Source organism: Streptomyces sp. NPDC093600, assembly GCF_044764755.1.
Classification (GTDB): domain Bacteria; phylum Actinomycetota; class Actinomycetes; order Streptomycetales; family Streptomycetaceae; genus Streptomyces.
In genome coordinates this window covers 563,209-582,954 of sequence record NZ_JBIWIU010000002.1, presented here as the reverse complement: position 1 = coordinate 582,954, position 19,746 = coordinate 563,209, and the positions used below count along the sequence as shown (strand labels likewise).

Below are 19,746 nucleotides of genomic sequence, written 5' to 3'. Positions count from 1 at the left end.
AAAAGAGGTACCATGGCGTCCGGGTCCGGGACAAGCGCGAAGGAGGCGGCCGAGTGCTGGAGCTGACGATCCTCGGCTTTCTGTACGAGAGACCGCTGCACGGGTACGAGCTGAAGGACCGGATCCAGGGGCTGAGCGGCCATGTCCGCCCGGTCAGCGACGGGGCGCTCTACCCGGCGATCACCCGCATGGTGAAGGCGGGTCTGCTGGAGAGCCGTACGGAACCGGGCGTGAGCGCCGCACCTCGGCGGACGCTCTCGCTGACCCCGGAAGGCCGCGCCGCGCTGCTCTCCCGGCTGCGCGCCCCCAAGGAGGCCGAGATCACCGACGGCCAGCGCTTCTTCACCCTGCTCGCCTTCCTGGGCCACCTCCCGGACCCGGCGGACCAGGCGGCCGTCCTCCGCCGGCGCCAGGCGTTCCTGAACACCCCGGCCAGCTTCTTCTACGAGGACGGCGTCCCGGTGCGCGCCGAGCGGGAACCGGACATCTTCCGCCGCGGCATGCTCCGCATCGCCCGGGCGACGGGCACGGCGGAGAAGCAGTGGCTGGCGGAGGCGCTGGAGGAGCTGGAGGCCGCGGCGGCCTCGGACGGGGTCTGACCGCCGGCCTCAGGCGAGTCGCGCCCGGAGGTGGGCGCGCCAGGCCGTGGTGAACTCCTCCGGAGTCGTGTCGAGCACCTCGTGCAGGGCCTTCTCCACCGCGCCCTCGCGGGACGGGTGGGCGCCGACCGCGCGGTAGAACGCGGTCAGCCTCTTCTCGCCCCAGCGCTCGGCGATCAGCTCGCACGCCAGCCAGGCGCCCTCGTAGGCCCGTGCCAGCCCGTCGGCGTCGCCGCCGAACTGGAAGGCCTTGTCGTCGGGGAGCCCGGCCGGGAGGTCGCCCGCCCGGACCGCGCGGCGCAGTTCGGGGGCGGCCTCGGCGGCCGTGCGGCCGGTGCCGCGGTAGGCGGCCCAGTCGGCGAAACCCTCGGAGAGCCAGACCGGGGTGGCGGGCGAGGTCGCGGCGCGGGTGGCCACATGGGTGGTCTCGTGGGTGAGGACGACCTGCTGCCCGAACGCGCCGAGCACGCCGTACGCCTCGGGGTTGACGATCACCCGGTCCGGGGGCGCGTCCGGGCCGCCGCGGATCGCGCCGGTCGTGACGGCGGCGATGCCCCGGTAGGAGGCCCCGGGCGCCCCGAGGAGACCGCCCATGGCATCCAGCGAGGCGGGGACGAGGACGACCACCCGGCCCGCCCAGGGCGAGGGCCAGGCCGCCGAGACCGCGGGCACCGCCCGGTCGGCCGCCGCCGCGATCGCCCGGAGGCGCTCCTCCGGCTGCCCGACGCCGAGGACGAGGCTGCGCGCTCCACTCACCGCATCCACGTCGCCCTGCTGCCAGAGCTGCTGGGCCGCGTCCTCACCGGGCCGGTCGGCGGTCACGTACCACCGCCCGTCCCGCTCGATCAGGTCGAGGACGCGCTCGGTCGTGACGGGGCCCGAGTCGTAGCCGCTGAGCCGGTAGCCGAGCTCCGCGCGGACCGTCGCCCGGTCCCGGCCGGTCCGGTCCACGTCCTTCACCCGGTAGTCCCACGAGCCGAGCGGCACCTCGGCGAGGTGGTCGAACTCCTTCCGGGCGGCCGGGGCGAGCGACGCGTCGAGTCCGGCGGTGTAAGCCGCCTCGTCGCGGGCGAGCAGCGCCCGGGCCCGGCGGTCGAGCAGGCTCTGGATCTCCCGGGGCGCCGAGTCGGGCGGTGGCGCCCCGCACCCCGCGAGGGCCAGCAGGCCGGCCGTCAGACAGACGACTCCCCGTCGCACCGCTCCCCGCCCCTGACCCGCCACGCCCTCGATCGTACGGGCAGCCGTAGGGCCGGTCCCCCGGTCAGACCCGGGTGACCGTGGCGTGCGACATCATTCCGACCGGGTCGTAGCGCACCCGCGCCCCCGGATACGGCGCGTGGATCACCTGACCGTGGCCGGCGTAGATGCCGACGTGGCTGGCGTCGTCGCGGTACGTCACCAGGTCGCCGGGCTGTGCCTGGGAGAGGGGCACCTGGCGTCCGGCGTACCGCTGCGCCGAGGAGGTCCGCGGCAGGTTGATCCCGGCGTGCCGGTACGACCAGACCATCAGGCCGGAGCAGTCGAAGGCGGAGGGGCCGGTGGCGCCCCAGACGTAGGGCCGGCCGATCGCGCTGCGGGCGGCGGCGACGGCGGCCGCGGCCCGCGAGGAGGCCGGGCCGAGGTCGGAGAGCGGCGGCAGGTCCTGGTCGCGGCCGGACCGGGAGGCCCGGTCGAAGGAGGCGCGCTCCTCGGCGGTGAGGGAGGCGAGCAGCCGCCGGGCCTCGGCGAGCTTCCGCTCGACGGTGCGCTTGTGCCGGGCGACCTGCGACCGGCTGTGCTCCAGCTGGGCGAGCAGCCGCCCGGCCTCCGTCCGCTCCTGCCCCAACCTCCGCAGCTCGCCATGGAGTTGTGTCAGGGCCACGCTCTGCCGGGAGGCGACGCGGTCGAGGACGGAGGCCCGGTCGAGGTAGGAGTCGGGGTCGGCGGAGAGCAGCAGCGCGAGGGCGGGGTCGATCCCGCCGGAGCGGTACTGGGCGCCGGCGACCGAACCGAGCGCGTCCCGCATGCGGTTGACGCGCTCCTGGCCGCGCGCCACGCTGTCCTGCGCCTGGGAGAACGTCCTGCGCAGCGCGTCCGCCCGCTCGTCGGCCTTGTTGTAGCCCTCGGTGGCCCGTTCGGCCTCCTCGTAGAGCCGGTCGACCGTGGCCCTGGTGGCCTCCGGGGTGGCGCTCGGGTCGGCGCTCGCGGGGGCGGCGCCGAGGGCCGTCGCCGCGGTGGCCGCGGCGGCGGTCAGGACGGTGACCCTGACGGGTCGTCGTTGGGACGCCACGTATCGCGCTCCGTTCAGCTGTACGCAGACTGGCGCGGCAGACAGTAGCCGGTGATCGGACGGCTTCCAACGAAGGTGCCGGGCATACAAAGTGACGCCCCGACGGAGACCACAGGTCACCGGCGGGGCGTCACGTCAGCTGGGGTCGCGGCGAACCACCCGTTCGGGCGTCAGACCGCGGGGGTCACGTCCGGAGGCGTCAGATGCGGACGCCGAACTGGAAGGTGCCCATGTAGCTCATCGACTCGTAGCGGACCGAGGCGCCGGGCTTGGGGGCGTGCAGGATCGTGCCGTTGCCCGCGTACAGGCCCACGTGCGACAGGCCGTTGAAGAAGACCAGGTCGCCCGGCTTGAGCTGGCTGCGGCCGATCTTCACGCCGTCGTTCTGCTGGGTGTAGGTGGTGCGGCTGATGCCGACGCCGGCCTGGCGGTAGGCCCACTGCGTCAGACCGGAGCAGTCGTACGAGTTGGGGCCCTCGGCGCCGGAGACGTACGGCTTGCCGATCTGGGTGGCGGCGGCGTTGAGGGCGGCGGCACCGCGCTGCGAGGCCGGGACCTCGTTGCCGAGGTCGAGGCGGTCGCCCGCGGCCCGGCTGGCCCGCTGCGCCTCCTCCTGCTTCATCTTGGCGCGCTCGGCGGAGGTCAGGGTGTTGAGGAGCTTCTGCGCCTCGGCGAGCTTGCCCTGGAACTTCTTCTTCTTCTCGCCCAGCGTCTTGCGGACGTCCTCGAGGTCGGCGAGCTTCGTCGTCGCCTCGGCGCGCTGCTGGGCGAGGGTGCGCTGCTTGGCCTGGATCGACTGGAGCACGTCGGCCTGCTTGGCGCCGAGCTGGTCGATCGCGGACGCCTTGTCGAGGTAGGTGTCCGGGTCGGAGGAGAGGAAGAGCTGGATCGCCGGGTCGATTCCGCCGGAGCGGTACTGCGCGCTGGCGACGGAACCGATGTTGTCGCGCAGGGCGTTGAGCTCCTGCTGACCGCGGGCCACCTTGTCCTGGAGGGCGCCGATCTCCTTCTGGAGCTTGCCGCGGCGCTCCTCGGCCAGGTTGTACTGCTCCGTGGCCTCTTCGGCCTCGTGGTGCAGCTTGTCGACCTTCGACTTCACGTCGTCGATCTTCGGCTTCGGAGCCGCCTGGGCACCGGTCTGGGCGGAGAGCGCGACAGCGGCCGCGGCGGTGGCGGTGAGCACGGTAACGCGCGTGCGGCTCGGCTGCTTGGGACGACGGTGGGACGCCACGAAGGCGAGCTCCTTCTTCCTCAGCCGCCCAACCAAGGCTCGGCAGGCGGTTCCTTCGCTGTCATCCCCGATGGATGATCAACCGCGCGAAGGTTCGAGGCCTGACCCTAGTGACCAACTTGTGATCAGTTCAAATCCTCATGGGCAAAATCTCACCCACGAAGCACTTTATTTACTCGCACCACACAGGCAGTGATGAGGACTTGACCGTGTGCCCCTCAGAATTCGGGCATTAAGCCCAGGAGTTAACAGGTGTCACGAGGTGCGCGAAAGCCGCTTCAGCAACAAGGCAGACGCGACCGGCCGGGCGCCGGACTTGGCGACACCGTCGGCGACCTCGCGGTCGGTGGAGACCACCACGACCGGGCGGCCCGGCGGCTCGGCCCGCACCAGCTGACGGATCAGCTCGTCGGCGGTGATGCCCGGCTTGGAGAACAGCACCCGCACCCCGCGCGGCGGCGCGAGCAGGACCGGGGCCGCCAGCTCCGCCCCGTCGAAGACACAGGTGATCTCGGCGCCCGAGCGGGCCGCGAGCGCGGAGAGCCCGCCGAGCAGCCGCAGCCGCTGCTTCTCCAGCGGCATCGTCGGGTAGCCGGTCTTGGTGACGTTGTAGCCGTCCACGACCAGATGGGCCTGGGGCAGCGCGAGCAGCTGGTCGAGCAGCGCCGGGTCGGTCTCGGACAGGGCGCGGGCGGCGATGTCCTTCGGTGACATCCGGCCGGGCTGCACGGCGTCGACGGTGTCCGCGGGATGGACCGAGGCGGGCGGCAGAGCGAGCTCGCGGCGCAGCCCCTGAGCGGCGTCCAGGACCGTGTCGAGCAGCAGCCGCAGCCGCATGTCCTCCACCGAGCGCCCCTCGCGGGCGGCCCGGCGGCTGGCCTCGAGAGCGGACTCGACCTCGCCGAGCCGGGCCTTGAGCCGGCGGCTCTCGCTCTCGGCGGCCGAGACCCGGGCCGCGGCCTCCGCCTTGGCGGTGTCCATCTCGGCCCGGGTGCGCCGCAGGGCGGCCTCGCCCCGCTTCACGTCGCTCTGGGCGCTGCGCAGCTTGCGATGAAGCGATTCGGCTTCCTTGCGGGCCGCCTCCAGGTCGTGGCGCAGCTGCTCGGTCTCGCTCCGGCCGCGCTCCTTGGCCGCGGCGACCTCCTCGCGCAGCCGCTCCAGCTCCCGCCGCCCGGCCTCGTCGGCCCGCTCGGCGTCCGCCCGCTGGGCCTCCTCGCCCGCGGCCGCGACCAGCTTGACCCAGCCCGTGGGGCGCAGGACGTAGGCGGCCGCGGCGACGTCGACGGGGTCGACGGCGGCGGGCGGGGCGCCGGACTCGACGGCTCGGGCCAGCTCCGGCTGGGCCTCCTTGAAGCGTTCGCCGATCCGCTGCCGGAAGACCGGGTCGCTCTCCAGGGCGGCGGCCATGGCGGTGCCGGCGAACTTGGCCCGCCGGCTCGGGGTGAAGCGCGCGTACTGCCGCAGGGGCCCGGGCAGCTCGGCGACGGTCAGTCCGCCGAAGGCGTCCGACACCAGCGCGACGACGCGCCGCCGTACGCCTTCCGGCAACGGGCGGTCGAGTGCCTCGGCAGCGTCACCTGCCGCGCCGGCCGGCTCACCACCGTGCGCGGGCTGCTCCACGATCCGTCACCCCACTGTCGTTCGCACCGCTCCGTCAGGAGGCGGTGCCCGGCCTGTCCACCAGTTCGATCTGGTCCACCGCGTTGCACCACCGGCAGCGGACCGACTCGATGGTCTCACTGACGACCTCGCGCTCCTCCACCTTCGGCTCACCGGCGAGGTCCAGATGGACGTACTCGACGACCTTGGAGGAACGGGTCACATCGAACCGGGTCAGGTTGCCGCAGAGTGTGCAACGCCAGCGGGTCTCGGCGGTCGGCAGGGGAACCGTCGTCATCGTGCCGTCCTCTTTCATGTGCGGGGTGCGGGAGCCGCGGTGCGCCGTCGAACTGCGGAGGTACTGCCCGTAACCCTACGGCCTCGCGGCTACCCCGTGTCCCGGCGAGGCACTCTGCCCGGATGGGCCCCGTTACGCCATGATCTGTCCATGATCGACTGGCGGCGAGCGACCCTCGATGCGTGGCACGGCGCGCGGAGCGGACCGGCGGTGACGTACGGCCTGATCGCCGTCTGCTGCCTCACCTTCCTGATCAGCCCGGTGTCGGGGCTCAACCCGGGGTACGGCACGGGGGACGCGCTGCTCTCGGCGCAGAGCGTGTACTTCCACCGCTGGGGGGTCGTCCCGGCCGAGCTGACGACCGGCGACCCGCGCGCGCTGCTCACCCCGCTGACCGCGCTCTTCGTGCACGGCAGCTGGCTGCATCTGCTGGGGAACATGCTGTTCCTCTACGTCTTCGGCGCGATGACCGAGGAACGGATGGGCGCGGTGTCGTTCGCGCTGTTCTATCTCGCCTGCGGCTACGTCGCCCTGATCGGGTACGCGATGGTCCACTCCGGCAGCGAGCAGACGCTGGTGGGGGCCTCGGGGGCGATCTCCGGGGTGCTCGGGGCGTTCCTCCATCTCTTTCCGCGCTCCCGGGTCACCAGCCTGTTCCCGTTCCTCTTCTTCCTGCCGTTGCGCTTCCCGGCGTGGATCGTGCTGATCTTCTGGTTCGTGCTGCAGTGGCTGGCGGCCCGCTCCGCCGGACCGGGGCCCGGTGTCGCCTATCTCGCGCACGTGGTGGGCTTCTGCGCCGGCTTCCTCTACGCCTGGGGCCGCTACCACCGGAAGGGGGTGCGGGCAGCGCTTCCCTGGAAGGGTGGTGGCGGGAGGCGGGCGGGCTAGAGTGAAGGCCCAGCCGCGGCGACCGAGGGAGAAAGCCAGCCGTGATCACCGCGATCGTGCTCATCAAGACCAGCGTGGACCGCATCCCCGAGATCGCCGAGTCCATCGCCGCGCTCGACAGCGTCAGCGAGGTCTTCTCGGTGACCGGTACGTACGACCTGATCGCCATGGTCCGGGTGCCGCGGCACGACGACCTGGCGGACGTGATCCCCGGCCGGATCAGCAAGATCCCCGGCGTCGAGGCCACGGACACGCACGTCGCGTTCCGTACGTACTCCCAGCACGACCTGGAAGCGGCCTTCGCCATCGGCCTGGAGTCCTGACTCCCGACCGTCCTTCCTGAACGGGATAGCGAAGGGGGCCCCGCTCGGAGGCCCCCTTCACCCGTACGAGTGGGTGCTCAGCCGCGGTCGGGGACGCAGCGGCCGTCCTCGGTGCGGTACTTCCACTGCGCGCCGTGCCGGACCAGCTCCCGCACGGCCCGTACGAAACGCTCCACGTGCTCGTCGGGCGTACCGGCGCCGAAGCTCACCCGGATGGCGTTGAGCGACTTCTCGCCCGGCTCCGCCTCCGGGGCGCCGCAGTCGCCGACATCCTGCGGGTCGGCGCCGAGCAGCGTGCGGACCAGCGGGTGGGCGCAGAAGAGACCGTCGCGGACGCCGATGCCGTACTCCGCGGAGAGCGCGGCGGCGAAGTGCGAGCTGTTCCAGCCCTCGACGACGAACGAGATGACGCCGACGCGCGGGGCGTCGTCGCCGAAGAGCGAGAGCACCTTGACCTCGGGCACCTCGGCCAGGCCCTCCCGGACCTTCGCGATCAGCTGCCGCTCGCGCTCCACGAGGGAGTCGAAGCCCGCCTCCGTGAGCGCCTTGCAGGCGGAGGCGATGGAGTGGACGCCGATGACGTTCGGGGAGCCGGCCTCGTGGCGGGCGGCGGTGGTGTGCCACTCGACGTCCACTCCCCCGTCGGTGCGGCGGGCGACCTTCTTGGAGGCGCCGCCGCCGGCCAGGTACGGCTCGGCGTCCTGGAGCCAGTCGGCGCGGCCGGCGAGAACGCCCGAGCCGAAGGGGGCGTACAGCTTGTGCCCGGAGAAGGCGACCCAGTCCACATCCAACTCCCGTACGGAGACGGGGTGGTGGGGTGCGAGCTGGGCGGCGTCGAGGACGATCCGGGCGCCGTGGGCGTGCGCGGCGGCGGCGAGTTCGCGCACCGGCCACAGCTCACCGGTGACGTTGGAGGCTCCGGTGACGCAGACGAGCGCGGGACCGTGCGGGTCGCGGTCCGCGAGCGCGCGCTCCAGGGTCTCGACGGCCTGGGCGTGGGTGCGCGGCGCGTCGAGGTAGGTGACCCGGGCGTCCCGCCACGGCAGCAGCGAGGCGTGGTGCTCGGTCTCGAAGACGAACACCTCGCAACCGGCGGGGAGCACGGCGGCGAGCAGGTTGAGGGAGTCGGTGGTGGAGCGGGTGAAGACCACCTGGTCGTCGGGTCGGCAGTCGAGGAACTCGGCGACGGTGACCCGGCTGTTCTCGAACAGGTCGGTGGAGAGCTGCGAGAGGTACCCGGCGCCCCGGTGCACGCTGCCGTAGTACGGGGCGTAGGCGGCGACGTCGTCCCAGACCCGCTGCAGGGCCGGGGCGCTGGCGGCGTAGTCCAGCGCGGCGTAGGCGACCTCGCCCCCGGTGACGAGCGGAACGGTGACGTCCCGTCCCAGAACGGGCAGCGGGGTACAAACGGACGGGTCGGCGGCAGCGGTGGTGACAGACATGGCGAACTCCCGTACGAGGCAGGCGAATTCCCGCGCCGGCGGACACGCGGCAGCGCTGGGGAAGAGAAGAAGAGGGTGCGCGAAGAAGGGGCGAGAAGGCCCTATCGCATTCGCTTGCTCACAAGAGGCTCCCTGAGGACCAGGACCCCAAGGCTTCGAGGGGTCCGCGCTTGCCGTAGACCTCGCTGCCTACGGCCTGGTCTTCACCCGGGGCACCCCGCCACGGACGGAGGGTTGCCGGACAGCAAGCCGGGGCTTCGTAGCTGTCACTCATGACCTGGCAGAGAAGCTATGCCACGTGATCGACGCGGCGCAACCCATGTCCGGATTCCGGAACGGAGAAGGGCCCCACCACGGCGGGGCCCTCTCTTGTCCGTTGCTCGACGCTCACGCGTTGCTGGCGGCGATCCAGCGCTCCAGCGCCCTGCGGGCGGCTCCCGAGTCGATCGACTCGGCCGCCTTCGCGATGCCCGCGCGCAGTTGCTCCGCGAGGGTGCCCTCGCCCGGCTCCAGCGCCGTGAGCGCCGCCGCCGAGTTGAGCAGGACGGCGTCCCGTACCGGACCGGTCTCGCCCGCGAGCAGCCGGCGGGCCACGTCGGCGTTGTACGACGCGTCGGCGCCGCGCAGCGCCTCCACGGGTACGAGGTCGATGCCGACGTCCCGCGGGTCGAAGGCCTCCTCCCGCACCGCCCCGTCCCGTACCACCCACACCCGCGAGGTGGCGGTGGTCGTCAGCTCGTCCAGGCCGTCGTCGCCGCGGAAGACGAGCGCGGAGGAGCCGCGCTCGGCGAGCACCCCGGCCATGATCGGGGCCATCCGGGCGTCGGCCACGCCGGTCGCCTGAGCCCTGACGCGGGCGGGGTTGGTGAGCGGACCGAGGAAGTTGAAGGTGGTCCGGATGCCGAGCTCCTTGCGGGCCGCGGCCACATGGCGCAGCGCCGGGTGGAACTTCACCGCGAAGCAGAAGGTGATCCCGGCCTCCTCGGCGACCTCGGCGACCCGCTTCGGGGTCAGCTCCAGATTGACGCCGAGCTTCTCCAGGACGTCCGAGGCGCCGCTCGCGCTGGACGCGGCCCGGTTGCCGTGCTTCACGACCTTGGCGCCGGTGCCGGCCACCACGATCGCGGACATGGTGGAGATGTTGACGGTCTTGGCGCCGTCCCCGCCCGTGCCGACGATGTCCACGGACGGGCCGGGAACCTCGATGACGTTGGCGTGCTCGTACATGGTCCGGACGAGGCCGGTGATCTCCTCGACCGTCTCGCCCTTGGCGCGCAGGGCGACCGCGAAGCCGGCGATCTGGGCGTCGGTGGCCTCGCCCCGCAGGATCCGGTCCATCGCCCAGGCGGTGTCCTCCGCGCTCTGGTCGCGGCCGGTCAGCAGCCCGTCCAGGACGGCGGGCCAGGAGCGGCCCGCCGTGGTCTGTCCTCCAGCGGGGGTCACAGCGCTCATGGCAGCTCCTGGTCATGTGCGTAACGAGACGAATACACGCCCACCCTATCGACCGCCGGGAACGGCGAAGAGCCCCGTCCATCGAATGGACGGGGCTCCCGCTGTGGCGACCCTCAGGTCAGGTGATCAGTGGTGGCCGTGGCCGCTGGTGATCTCCTTGTACTCCTCGGCGGTGGGCTTGGCGATCTGGTTGTCCCCGCCGTAGTAGCCCTGGTTGAGCTTGACCCGGAGCTTCTCCATCCGGCTCACCTTGCGCTCCACACCGTTCTCGTCGACGGCCGGCGGCAGCTGGGCGGGCTCGTGCTGCTCGTGCGCCGTGAGGCGGTACAGCTCACCCTGGCTGAGCGGCTCGTGGATCTCGACGAACTCACCGTGCGGCAGGCGCTTGATGATGCCGGACTCGCGTCCGTGCAGCACCTTGTCCTTGTCGCGGCGCTGGAGGCCGAGGCAGATCCGCTTGGTGACGATGAACGCGATGACCGGTCCGAGGAAGAAGAAGATCCGGACGAACCAGGTGATCGAGTTGATCGACATGTGGAAGTGGGTCGCGAAGATGTCGTTGCCACCACCCATGAGCATGATCATGTACGCGGTGATCCAGGCGACACCGAAGGCGGTGCGCGTCGGAGCGTTGCGCGGGCGCTGCGCGATGTGGTGCTCGCGCTTGTCGCCGGTGATCCACGACTCGATGAACGGGTAGAACGCGATCACCGCCAGCATCAGCGGGAAGATCGCCAGCGGGATCATCACGCCCAGGACCAGGGTGTGGCCCCACATGTTGATCTCCCAGCCCGGCATGACACGGATCAGACCCTCGGCGAAGCCCATGTACCAGTCGGGCTGGGCGCCGGTGGACACCTGGTCCGGACGGTACGGGCCGAGCGCCCAGATCGGGTTGATCGAGGCGATCGCCGAGATGACCGCGATGACACCGAAGACCAGGAAGAAGAAGCCTCCGGCCTTGGCCATGTAGACCGGCAGCAGCGGCATGCCCACGACGTTGTTGTTCGTACGGCCGGGGCCCTCGAACTGCGTGTGCTTGTGGTAGAAGACCAGGATCAGGTGGGCCACCACGAGGCCGAGCATGATGCCGGGCAGCAGCAGGACGTGGGCCGAGTAGAACCGGGCCACGAAGTCGCCGCCGGGGAACTCGCCGCCGAACAGGAACATCGACAGGTACGTGCCGACGACCGGCACGGACAGGATCGCGCCCTGCATGAAGCGGACACCGGTGCCGGAGAGCAGGTCGTCCGGGAGCGAGTAACCGGTGAAGCCGGTGAACATGCCCAGGAAGAACAGCAGGAAGCCGAACAGCCAGTTGATCTCACGCGGCTTGCGGAACGCGCCGGTGAAGAACACGCGCATCATGTGCACGAACATGCCGGCGATGAAGATCAGCGCCGCCCAGTGGTGGATCTGCCGGATGAGCAGACCACCGCGCACATCGAAGGAGATGCGCATGGTCGAGTTGAACGCCTCGGACATCAGCTGACCCTGCAGCGGGACGTAGCTGCCGTGGTACTCCACCTCGTTCATCGACGGGTGGAAGAACATCGTCAGGTACACACCCGTGAGGATGATGATGATGAAGCTGTAGAGGCAGATCTCACCGAGCATGAAGGACCAGTGGTCCGGGAAGATCTTCCGCATGTTGGCCTTGGCCAGGGAGTAGATCCCCAGGCGGCCGTCGGCCCAGTCGGCCACCCGCTCACCGGCGGGCGCCTTCTTCTGCTTATCGGTCACAGTGCTCATCCGCGCTCCCAGAAGGCAGGGCCGACGGGCTCGTCGAAGTCGCCGAGCGCCTCGAGGAAGCCCTTGTCGTTCACGCCGATCCGCAGCTGCGGAAGGGCGTGACCGGCCGGGCCGAAGATGACACGGGCGCCGTCGGACAGGTCGAAGGTGGACTGGTGGCACGGGCAGAGCACGTGGTGCGTCTGCTGCTCGTACAGCGAGATCGGGCAACCCACGTGGGTGCAGATCTTCGAGAAGGCGACGATGCCCTCGTGCGACCACTCGAGCTCACGCTTGTCCTTGATGTCCTCCGGCTGGATGCGGACGATCATCAGGGCGGCCTTGGCGATCTCGGTCTGGAAGTTGTGGTCGTGCTCCGAGAGGCCCTCGGGCATCGCGAAGGTCAGCGAACCGACCGCGACGTCCTCGGGACGCAGCGGCTCGTGCGTGTTCATGTTGATGAGCTGCTTGCCCCTGGCCCACAGCGTGGTCCGCAGCTTCTTCTCGGGCAGCGGACCCATGTCACGCAGCAGCACCAGGCCGGAGAGCGGTACGAGCGACAGCGCGCCGAACATGGTGTTGCGGATCAGCTTGCGCCGGCCCATGCCGGACTCGGCCGCGCCGACCGCGAAGTCGGACATGACCTTCGCCCGGGTCTCCGGGGAGGCCTGGATCGGGTGACGCTCGTCCGCGATCTCGACGTCGGACATCAGGGTGCGGGCCCAGTGGACCGCGCCCGCGCCGATGAAGAAGAGCGCCGCGCCGAGGGTCAGACCCAGCGCGAAGTTGAGCGCGCTCACCCGGCCGAACGGCCAGATGTACACGATCTTGTCGACCGGGAAGATCACGTACGAGGCGATGAAGCCCACCGTGGCCAGCATCGACAGCGTGAACATGAAGGCGACCGCACGCTCGGACCGCTTGGCGGCCCGCTCGTCGATGTCCTGGATGCGCGGCTTGTGGGGCGGGAGGCCCGGGTCGGCGAACGGATCGTCGGCGACCGTCACCGCGCCGTGCGCGGTGGCCTGCTCAGTGGGCAGGTTCTCTTCTGGAATCTCTTGGGTACTCATGACTTCTTGGCCTTAGCGGTGTGGGCCGCGACCCAGACGGCAACTGCGATCAGCCCGCCCAGACCGAAGATCCAGCCGAACAGACCCTCACTGACGGGGCCGAGACCACCGAGGGAGAGCCCGCCGGGGTTGTCGGCCTTCTCGCTGTTGACGGCCTGGACGTACGCGATGATGTCCTTCTTCTCCTTCTCCGGCATGGTCGTGTCGGGGAAGGAGGGCATGTTCTGCGGGCCGGTCTGCATGGCCTCGTAGAGGTGCTTCGGGCTCACGCCTTCGAGGCTGGGGGCGTACTTGCCGTGTGTCAGCGCGCCGCCCTCACCGGTGAAGTTGTGGCACTGGGCGCAGTTGGAGCGGAACAGGTCGCCACCACGGGCGATGTCGGCGCCCTCGGTGCTGTACTGGCTTGCCTTCGGCGTGATCGGGCCGGCGCCGAGAGAGGCGACGTACGCCGCGAGCTGATCGATCTCAGCCTGCGTGTAGATGACCTTCTTCTTCGGCACCTGGGCGCCCGGCTGCTGGGCCGGCATACGGCCCGTGCCGACCTGGAAGTCCACGGAGGCCGAGCCGACGCCGACCAGGGAGGGGCCGTCAGAGGTGCCCTGACCGCCGGTTCCGTGGCAGCTGGCGCAGCCGACGGAGTAGAGCTTCTTGCCCTCCTCGATGGCGAGGGACTGGGCGGTTTCATCGGCCTTCGCCGTGCCCGCGGGCGCGAACGCGGCGTACAGCCCCCCAGTGGCCGCCAGCGCGAGAAGGAGGACGACGACCGCCGCCAGCGGATGGCGTCGTCGTGCGGAGAGCTTTTTCACGGATTACCCCGGTGTCAGGATCTTCTGCGTCGATGCTTGCTGGATGTCTCGGTCCGCCGAGATGGCGTCCGATTACTTGATCATGTAGATCGTGGCGAAGAGGCCGATCCAGACGACATCGACGAAGTGCCAGTAGTAGGACACGACGATGGCGGCGGTTGCCTGCTCATGAGTGAATCTCTTGGCGGCGTACGTCCGGCCCAGGACCAGCAGGAAGGCGATGAGACCGCCCGTCACGTGCAGGCCGTGGAAGCCGGTGGTCAGGTAGAACACGGAGCCGTACGGGTCCGACGAGAGCGAGAGGCCCTCGTGCTTGACCAGCTCGGTGTACTCGAAGACCTGGCCGCCGATGAAGATCGCACCCATCACGAACGTGATGATGAACCACGTCCTGAGCTTCTTCACATCGCCCCGCTCGGCGGCGAAGACGCCGAGCTGACAGGTGAGGGAGGAGAGCACCAGGATCGTGGTGTTGGTCGCCGAGAACGGGAAGTTCAAGGCCGAGGCCTTTTCCGTCCAGTACGCGGCTCCCGTCACCGATCGCAGGGTGAAGTACATCGCGAAGAGGGCCGCGAAGAACATCAGCTCGGAACTCAGCCAGATGATGGTTCCGACGCTGGTGAGGTTCGGCCGATTGACCGACGGGTGCGCGTGCCCGGTTTCTACTGTCGTTACTGTCGCCACGACCGACATTATGTCGGTCGCTTATCCCGCCCTCACTCCGGGGGGTGCCGTTCGGAGTGTCAGGGGCGTGTGTCCAGCCCGAACGGCCCATCGCGGCGGCCTTCCCTCCGGTGTCGAACCGGTGTTGACGCGGGGTGGGACGGAGTAGCATCCGCCGCATCGGTCGATGACCTTCACGGAGGAACGATGCAGTCGAGCGCAACGGTTCTGGTCTACAGCGACGACGCCAACACCCGCGAGCAGGTGCGGCTCGCCGCGGGGCGCAGGCCGGCGGCGGACGTTCCGCCAGTCGAGTTCATCGAATGCGCGACACTCCCGGCGGTGCTCGAGCGCCTCGACCAGGGCGGTGTGGACGTCTGCGTCCTGGACGGCGAGGCGGTGCCCGCCGGCGGGATGGGCGTCTGCCGCCAGATCAAGGACGAGGTCTTCGACTGCCCGCCGGTGCTGCTGCTGATCGGCCGCCCGCAGGACGCCTGGCTGGCCACCTGGAGCCGTGCGGACGCCGCGGCCACCCTCCCGGTGGAGCCGGTGGACTTCGCGGCGTCCCTGGCGGCTCTGCTGCGGTCCCGTCTCGCCGTCGGCTGCGACCACTAGGACCACTAGATCGAAGGACGCAGCCGGGCGATGTCGGCCGGGGCGGTGGGGCTCTTGGCATCGCCGAGCAGCGCGCTGCCCTGACGCCACTTGTCCCAGGACAGGTTCCAGTCGCCGAAGCCGTTGCCGAAGGTGTCCATCGTGTCGCCGTAGCTGTTGATCGTCTGCACGATGTCGCCGGGGCGCACGGTCTTGTAGAACCAGGCCGCGTTGCCCGTCGACATGCCGACACAGCCGTGGCTGACGTTCGCCACTCCGTGCGAGCCGGCGGACCAGGGTGCGGCGTGGACGTATTCACCACTCCAGGTGACCCGCGTCGCGTAGTAGACGGGCAGGTCGTACGACTCCGAGCTGCCCGCCGCGATGCCGACGGTGGTGCTCCGCATCCGGACGAAGTACTCCTTGCCCAGCACCACCTTGATGCCGTTACGGGTGGAGAAGCCCGGTTTTCCGGTGGTCACCGGAATGGTGTTGATCACTTCTCCGTTGCGCCGCACGGTCATGTGGTGCGAGCCGGCGTCCGCGATCGCCTCCACCCGGTCGCCGATCGTCAGGTTCAGCGGCTTCGACTCGCCGCCATAGAGCTTGTCGCCCACCTTCACACCCGCGAGGTTCCCCGTCACCGTGATCTTCGTACCGGTGGGCCAGTACTCCTTCGGACGGAAGTGCAGCTTCTCGTCGTCCACCCAGTGCCAGGCGCCCTCCACGGACGGCGTGGAGCGCACCTTGAGGGCCCGCTCGACCACCGCCCGGGCCGCCTTGCCCTTCACCGGGAGGCTGAGGTCGGCCGTGATCGGCTGTCCGACGCCGTACGTGCCCGCCTCCGGCCCGAACTTGACGACCAGGGCCCGTTCGGCGGGCGCGGTCTCGAACGTGAACGTACGGGTGCCGGGAGCGCCGCCCTCGTTCTCCGTGGCCACCTTGACCGTGTACCGGCCTCCGGCCGTCAGGGAGCCCGTGGAGCGCCACCTCTGGCCGTCGGCGGTGAGCTCTCCGGCCAGGTGGTGCCCGGTGGCGTCGACGGCCGTCACATCGGTGATGCGGCCCTCGTCGCCCTTGGCGGTGATCTCCAGCGCCTTGTCCGGATCGGCCTTCTTGCCCTGTGCGGGCGCGTTGAAGGAGATCTGCTCCGCCGCGTCGTACGGCTTGGCGGAGAGCGGGTGGCCGTCGGAGCCCGCGCACGCGGTGGCGCCGGCGGTGAGGGTGACGGCCAGGACGGTGCAGCTCACAACAGTCCGAATGCGCGGCGTGTCGTTCATGACATCACCGTAAGAACATTCCCCGGAGCCAGCGCGCCGAGTGCTGCAAAAGAGGGGCGGCACGAGAGAGGGGCCCGGACGCTTCGGTGACGAAGCGTCCGGGCCCCTCCGGGGTCCTGCGGGGTGCGACTTCTACTGGTTCTGGTTCTCACCGCGGTAGAACTCGAACACCCAGCCGAAGATGCCGATCAGGATCAGCGGCGCCGAGAAGTACAGCAGCCACCAGCCCATCGCGATGCCGAGGAAGGCGAGCGCACCACCGATGGCCAGCGACAGCGGCTGCCAGCTGTGGGGGGCGAAGAAGCCCACCTCGCCGGCCTCGTCCGCGACGTCGGCCTCCTTGTCGTCCTGGGCCATCGCGTCGACGCGCTTGGCCGTGAAGGCCAGGTAGTAGCCGACCATGATGGCCAGGCCGAAGGCCAGGAAGAGCGCCGTGGTGCCGACCGGCTCCTTCGACCACACGCCATAGAGGATCGCCATGGCGAGGATGAAGACGCTCAGCCAGATGAACATCTTGCCCTGGATCTTCACTTGCCGGCCTCCTTCTCACCCGCGAGGGCCTTCTCCGGGCCGTGGTTCTCGAGCTGGTCGATCGCCGCGATCTCCGGGTGGTGCAGGTCGAACGCCGGGGATTCGGAACGGATCCGCGGCAGGGTGAGGAAGTTGTGGCGCGGCGGCGGGCAGGAGGTCGCCCACTCGAGCGAACGGCCGTAGCCCCACGGGTCGTCGACCTCGATCTTCTTGCCGTACTTGGCGGTCTTCCAGACGTTGTAGAAGAACGGCAGGATCGACAGACCGAGCAGGAACGAGGAGATCGTCGAGATCGTGTTCAGGGCGGTGAAGCCGTCGGCGTCGAGGTAGTCCGCGTAACGACGCGGCATGCCCTCGGCACCCAGCCAGTGCTGCACCAGGAAGGTGCCGTGGAAGCCGATGAACAGCGTCCAGAAGGTGATCTTGCCGAGCCGCTCGTCCAGCATCTTGCCGGTGAACTTCGGCCACCAGAAGTGGAAGCCGGCGAACATCGCGAAGACCACGGTGCCGAAGACGACGTAGTGGAAGTGCGCGACGACGAAGTACGAGTCGGAGACGTGGAAGTCCATCGGCGGCGAGGCCAGGATGACGCCGGTCAGACCACCGAAGGTGAAGGTGACCAGGAAGCCGATCGTCCAGAGCATCGGTGTCTCGAAGGACAGCGAGCCCTTCCACATGGTGCCGATCCAGTTGAAGAACTTCACACCCGTTGGTACGGCGATGAGGAACGTCATGAAGGAGAAGAACGGCAGGAGCACTCCACCGGTGACGTACATGTGGTGGGCCCACACCGTCACCGACAGACCGGCGATCGCGATGGTCGCGGCGATCAGACCGATGTAGCCGAACATCGGCTTGCGGCTGAAGACCGGGATCACTTCGGAGACGATGCCGAAGAACGGCAGCGCGATGATGTACACCTCTGGGTGTCCGAAGAACCAGAAGAGGTGCTGCCACAGCAGGGCGCCGCCGTTGGCGGCGTCGAAGACGTGGGCGCCGAACTTGCGGTCCGCCTCCAGGGCGAACAGCGCGGCCGCCAGGACCGGGAAGGCGAGCAGGACCAGCACACCGGTCAGCAGCACGTTCCAGGTGAAGATCGGCATCCGGAACATCGTCATGCCGGGAGCGCGCATGCAGATGATCGTGGTGATGAAGTTGACCGAGCCGAGGATCGTGCCGAAGCCGGAGAAGGCCAGACCCATGATCCACATGTCGGCGCCGACACCCGGCGAGCGGACGGCGTCCGACAGCGGGGCGTAGGCGAACCAGCCGAAGTCGGCCGCACCCTGCGGGGTGAGGAAGCCGGCCACCGCGATGAGCGAGCCGAAGAGGTACAGCCAGTACGCGAACATGTTCAGCCGCGGGAACGCCACGTCGGGCGCGCCGATCTGCAGCGGCATGATCCAGTTCGCGAATCCGGCGAACAGCGGCGTCGCGAACATCAGCAGCATGATCGTGCCGTGCATCGTGAACGCCTGGTTGAACTGCTCGTTCGACATGATCTGCGTACCCGGACGGGCCAGCTCGGCGCGCATGAAGAGCGCCATGAGTCCGCCGACGCAGAAGAAGACGAACGACGTGACCAGGTAGAGCGTGCCGATCGTCTTGTGGTCGGTGGTGGTCAGCCACTTCACCACGACATTGCCGGGCTGCTTGCGGCGTACCGGGAGCTCGTTCTCGTACGAGTCCTCAGCCGCGGCCGCACCCTGGGGTTCGTTGAGGATGCTCACAGTTGGTTCTTCTCCGCATTCCTGGCCGGGTCCGTCTGCTCAATGCCCGACGGGATGTAGCCGGTCTGCCCCTTCTCCGCCAGCTCCTTCAGGTGCTGCTGGTAGCGCTCCGGAGAGACCACCTTGACGTTGAAGAGCATCCGGGAGTGGTCGACGCCGCAGAGCTCGGCACACTTGCCCATGAAGGTGCCCTCCCGCGTCGGAGTCACCTCGAAGGAGTTGGTGTGACCCGGGATGACGTCCTGCTTCATCAGGAAGGGGACCACCCAGAAGGAGTGGATGACGTCACGGGAGGTCAGGACGAACCGGACCTTCTCGCCCTTGGGCAGCCACAGGGTCGGACCCGGGTTGCCGTTCTGCGGATTCCGGTCGCCGGGGATACCCGCGTCGTAGACGCCTCCGGCGTTCTCCGGGAAGTCCTTGAGGAACTTGTCCGGGATGGACTCCAGGTTCTTGTCCGTCTTCGCGTCGCCCGTCACGCCGGGCACGTTCTCGACGTAGTTGAAGCCCCAGCTCCACTGGTAGCCGACCACGTTGATGGTGTGGGTGGGCTTGGCGGAGAGCTCGAGGAGCTTCGACTCGTCGCGTGCCGTGAAGTAGAAGAGCACGGAGACGATGATGAGCGGGGTGACCGTGTACAGCGCCTCGATGGGCATGTTGTACCGCGTCTGCGGAGGTACCTCGACCTTGGTGCGGCTGCGCCGGTGGAAGAAGACCGACCACAGGATCAGACCCCAGACCAGGACACCCGTGGCGAGCGCAGCCGCCCACGAGCCCTGCCAGAGGGAGAGGATCCGAGGTGCCTCTTCCGTCACCGGGGTGGGCATACCAAGGCGGGGGAAGTCTTCCCAGTTGTACGAGCAGCCGGTGGCTGTCGCCAGGATCAGGCCCGCAGTCAGCACCTGCGGCAGCTTCCGCCGCATCGAGCGCCGAGACGTGGGGGTACCACCCGCGCCTTGGCTGCGGGGGAGGTCGGAGCCGTTGGGACTCACGTAGCGCCTTCCCGAGAGTCTCGGCCCGCGCTGGTCGGCTACGGCCGTCTCGCTGGTCGGTCGCCGCCCCGGCCGCGGGCAGGGGTTTGGATGTTTATGCGGACCAAACCCTACTGGACGCTATTTGGGGTCGCGCGGGGAGGGTGCCCAACGCGCCGCCCGACTCCCCGAAGGGGTGGACGCGGGCATTCCGCGGGGGGCTCGGGGGCGGCCGTCCGGTGGTCGACGAGCGGGGCGGGCGGGCCGTC

Annotated in this window: 19 protein-coding genes and 1 riboswitch; of the genes, 4 read left to right on the top strand and 15 right to left on the bottom strand. The window is 69.6% G+C overall.

The genetic code is table 11. The features are described 5' to 3' along the window. Positions 1–53: 53 nt before the first annotated feature. Positions 54–599, top strand: a complete 546-nt coding sequence (locus ACIRB4_RS08305) for a PadR family transcriptional regulator (protein ID WP_403289257.1) — start codon at positions 54–56, stop codon at positions 597–599. A gap of 9 nt (positions 600–608) precedes the next feature. Here the strand turns inward: ACIRB4_RS08305 and ACIRB4_RS08300 are convergent, their stop codons facing one another. The 5 genes from ACIRB4_RS08300 to ACIRB4_RS08280 form a co-directional block, all read right to left on the bottom strand. Further along, positions 609–1,820, bottom strand: coding sequence for a hypothetical protein (locus tag ACIRB4_RS08300; RefSeq protein WP_403289256.1), 1,212 nt, complete (start codon positions 1,818–1,820; stop codon positions 609–611). A gap of 40 nt (positions 1,821–1,860) precedes the next feature. Next, a complete protein-coding gene (locus tag ACIRB4_RS08295) occupies positions 1,861–2,868 on the bottom strand; it encodes an NlpC/P60 family protein (RefSeq protein ID WP_403289255.1) in 1,008 nt (335 codons plus the stop codon). Positions 2,869–3,067: 199 nt separating this feature from the next. Then, on the bottom strand, positions 3,068–4,099 hold the full coding sequence (locus ACIRB4_RS08290) for an NlpC/P60 family protein (protein WP_403289254.1): 1,032 nt from the start codon (positions 4,097–4,099) through the stop codon (positions 3,068–3,070). A gap of 255 nt (positions 4,100–4,354) precedes the next feature. After that, on the bottom strand, positions 4,355–5,719 hold the full coding sequence (locus tag ACIRB4_RS08285) for an NYN domain-containing protein (RefSeq protein ID WP_403289253.1): 1,365 nt from the start codon (positions 5,717–5,719) through the stop codon (positions 4,355–4,357). 34 nt (positions 5,720–5,753) lie between these two features. Next, positions 5,754–5,996 carry a hypothetical protein gene (locus ACIRB4_RS08280; RefSeq protein WP_260228851.1) on the bottom strand — a complete coding sequence of 81 codons (243 nt, stop codon included), beginning with the start codon at positions 5,994–5,996 and terminating at the stop codon, positions 5,754–5,756. Positions 5,997–6,146: 150 nt separating this feature from the next. Between ACIRB4_RS08280 and ACIRB4_RS08275 the strand changes: the two genes are divergently transcribed. After that, entirely contained in the window at positions 6,147–6,884 is a 738-nt protein-coding gene (locus ACIRB4_RS08275; protein ID WP_403289252.1) for a rhomboid family intramembrane serine protease, read from the top strand. Positions 6,885–6,925: 41 nt separating this feature from the next. After that, positions 6,926–7,207, top strand: a complete 282-nt coding sequence (locus ACIRB4_RS08270) for an Lrp/AsnC family transcriptional regulator (protein WP_017238849.1) — start codon at positions 6,926–6,928, stop codon at positions 7,205–7,207. Positions 7,208–7,284: 77 nt separating this feature from the next. On the opposite strand, the gene ACIRB4_RS08265 is transcribed toward ACIRB4_RS08270, so the two are convergent. From ACIRB4_RS08265 to ACIRB4_RS08240, 6 genes are all read right to left on the bottom strand, one after another. Next, positions 7,285–8,649: an aminotransferase class V-fold PLP-dependent enzyme gene (locus tag ACIRB4_RS08265; RefSeq protein ID WP_403289251.1), complete on the bottom strand. Its 1,365-nt coding sequence runs from the start codon at positions 8,647–8,649 to the stop codon at positions 7,285–7,287. 161 nt (positions 8,650–8,810) lie between these two features. Beyond that, positions 8,811–8,927, bottom strand: a riboswitch (SAM riboswitch). Positions 8,928–9,036: 109 nt separating this feature from the next. Further along, complete coding sequence (gene trpD / locus ACIRB4_RS08260) at positions 9,037–10,101, bottom strand: anthranilate phosphoribosyltransferase (protein ID WP_403289250.1); 1,065 nt, start codon at positions 10,099–10,101, stop codon at positions 9,037–9,039. A gap of 126 nt (positions 10,102–10,227) precedes the next feature. Next, complete coding sequence (locus ACIRB4_RS08255; protein WP_403289249.1) at positions 10,228–11,853, bottom strand: cytochrome bc complex cytochrome b subunit; 1,626 nt, start codon at positions 11,851–11,853, stop codon at positions 10,228–10,230. Then, a complete protein-coding gene (locus ACIRB4_RS08250; RefSeq protein WP_403289248.1) occupies positions 11,850–12,902 on the bottom strand; it encodes a Rieske 2Fe-2S domain-containing protein in 1,053 nt (350 codons plus the stop codon). The genes ACIRB4_RS08255 and ACIRB4_RS08250 overlap by 4 nt, the downstream gene beginning before the upstream one ends. Beyond that, on the bottom strand, positions 12,899–13,708 hold the full coding sequence (locus ACIRB4_RS08245; protein WP_403289247.1) for a c-type cytochrome: 810 nt from the start codon (positions 13,706–13,708) through the stop codon (positions 12,899–12,901). The genes ACIRB4_RS08250 and ACIRB4_RS08245 overlap by 4 nt, the downstream gene beginning before the upstream one ends. A 72-nt stretch (positions 13,709–13,780) precedes the next feature. Further along, positions 13,781–14,401 carry a heme-copper oxidase subunit III gene (locus tag ACIRB4_RS08240; RefSeq protein ID WP_356888971.1) on the bottom strand — a complete coding sequence of 207 codons (621 nt, stop codon included), beginning with the start codon at positions 14,399–14,401 and terminating at the stop codon, positions 13,781–13,783. A 177-nt stretch (positions 14,402–14,578) separates the two neighbouring features. Between ACIRB4_RS08240 and ACIRB4_RS08235 the strand changes: the two genes are divergently transcribed. Further along, positions 14,579–14,986 carry a hypothetical protein gene (locus ACIRB4_RS08235; protein ID WP_403289246.1) on the top strand — a complete coding sequence of 136 codons (408 nt, stop codon included), beginning with the start codon at positions 14,579–14,581 and terminating at the stop codon, positions 14,984–14,986. Between the two features lie 5 nt (positions 14,987–14,991). On the opposite strand, the gene ACIRB4_RS08230 is transcribed toward ACIRB4_RS08235, so the two are convergent. The 4 genes from ACIRB4_RS08230 to coxB all read right to left on the bottom strand — a co-directional run bounded on the left by ACIRB4_RS08230 (position 14,992) and on the right by coxB (position 19,498). Next, entirely contained in the window at positions 14,992–16,245 is a 1,254-nt protein-coding gene (locus ACIRB4_RS08230) for an Ig-like domain-containing protein (RefSeq protein ID WP_403289245.1), read from the bottom strand. A gap of 132 nt (positions 16,246–16,377) precedes the next feature. Next, entirely contained in the window at positions 16,378–16,776 is a 399-nt protein-coding gene (locus ACIRB4_RS08225) for a cytochrome c oxidase subunit 4 (protein ID WP_403289244.1), read from the bottom strand. After that, positions 16,773–18,506, bottom strand: a complete 1,734-nt coding sequence (gene ctaD, locus ACIRB4_RS08220; RefSeq protein WP_403289243.1) for a cytochrome c oxidase subunit I — start codon at positions 18,504–18,506, stop codon at positions 16,773–16,775. The genes ACIRB4_RS08225 and ctaD overlap by 4 nt, the downstream gene beginning before the upstream one ends. Continuing rightward, positions 18,503–19,498, bottom strand: coding sequence for a cytochrome c oxidase subunit II (gene coxB, locus ACIRB4_RS08215; RefSeq protein ID WP_403289242.1), 996 nt, complete (start codon positions 19,496–19,498; stop codon positions 18,503–18,505). Before coxB ends, ctaD begins: the two co-directional genes overlap by 4 nt. Positions 19,499–19,746: the final 248 nt, after the last annotated feature.

Bases quoted from the DNA above. Each gene is read 5' to 3' on its own strand.
- ACIRB4_RS08280 (WP_260228851.1), bottom strand. From the start codon at position 5,996: ATGACGACGGTTCCCCTGCCGACCGCCGAGACCCGCTGGCGTTGCACA.
- ACIRB4_RS08275 (WP_403289252.1), top strand. From the start codon at position 6,147: ATGATCGACTGGCGGCGAGCGACCCTCGATGCGTGGCACGGCGCGCGG.
- ACIRB4_RS08265 (WP_403289251.1), bottom strand. From the start codon at position 8,649: ATGTCTGTCACCACCGCTGCCGCCGACCCGTCCGTTTGTACCCCGCTG.
- trpD (WP_403289250.1), bottom strand. From the start codon at position 10,101: ATGAGCGCTGTGACCCCCGCTGGAGGACAGACCACGGCGGGCCGCTCC.
- ACIRB4_RS08255 (WP_403289249.1), bottom strand. From the start codon at position 11,853: ATGAGCACTGTGACCGATAAGCAGAAGAAGGCGCCCGCCGGTGAGCGG.
- ACIRB4_RS08250 (WP_403289248.1), bottom strand. From the start codon at position 12,902: ATGAGTACCCAAGAGATTCCAGAAGAGAACCTGCCCACTGAGCAGGCC.
- ACIRB4_RS08240 (WP_356888971.1), bottom strand. From the start codon at position 14,401: ATGTCGGTCGTGGCGACAGTAACGACAGTAGAAACCGGGCACGCGCAC.
- ACIRB4_RS08235 (WP_403289246.1), top strand. From the start codon at position 14,579: ATGCAGTCGAGCGCAACGGTTCTGGTCTACAGCGACGACGCCAACACC.
- ACIRB4_RS08230 (WP_403289245.1), bottom strand. From the start codon at position 16,245: ATGAACGACACGCCGCGCATTCGGACTGTTGTGAGCTGCACCGTCCTG.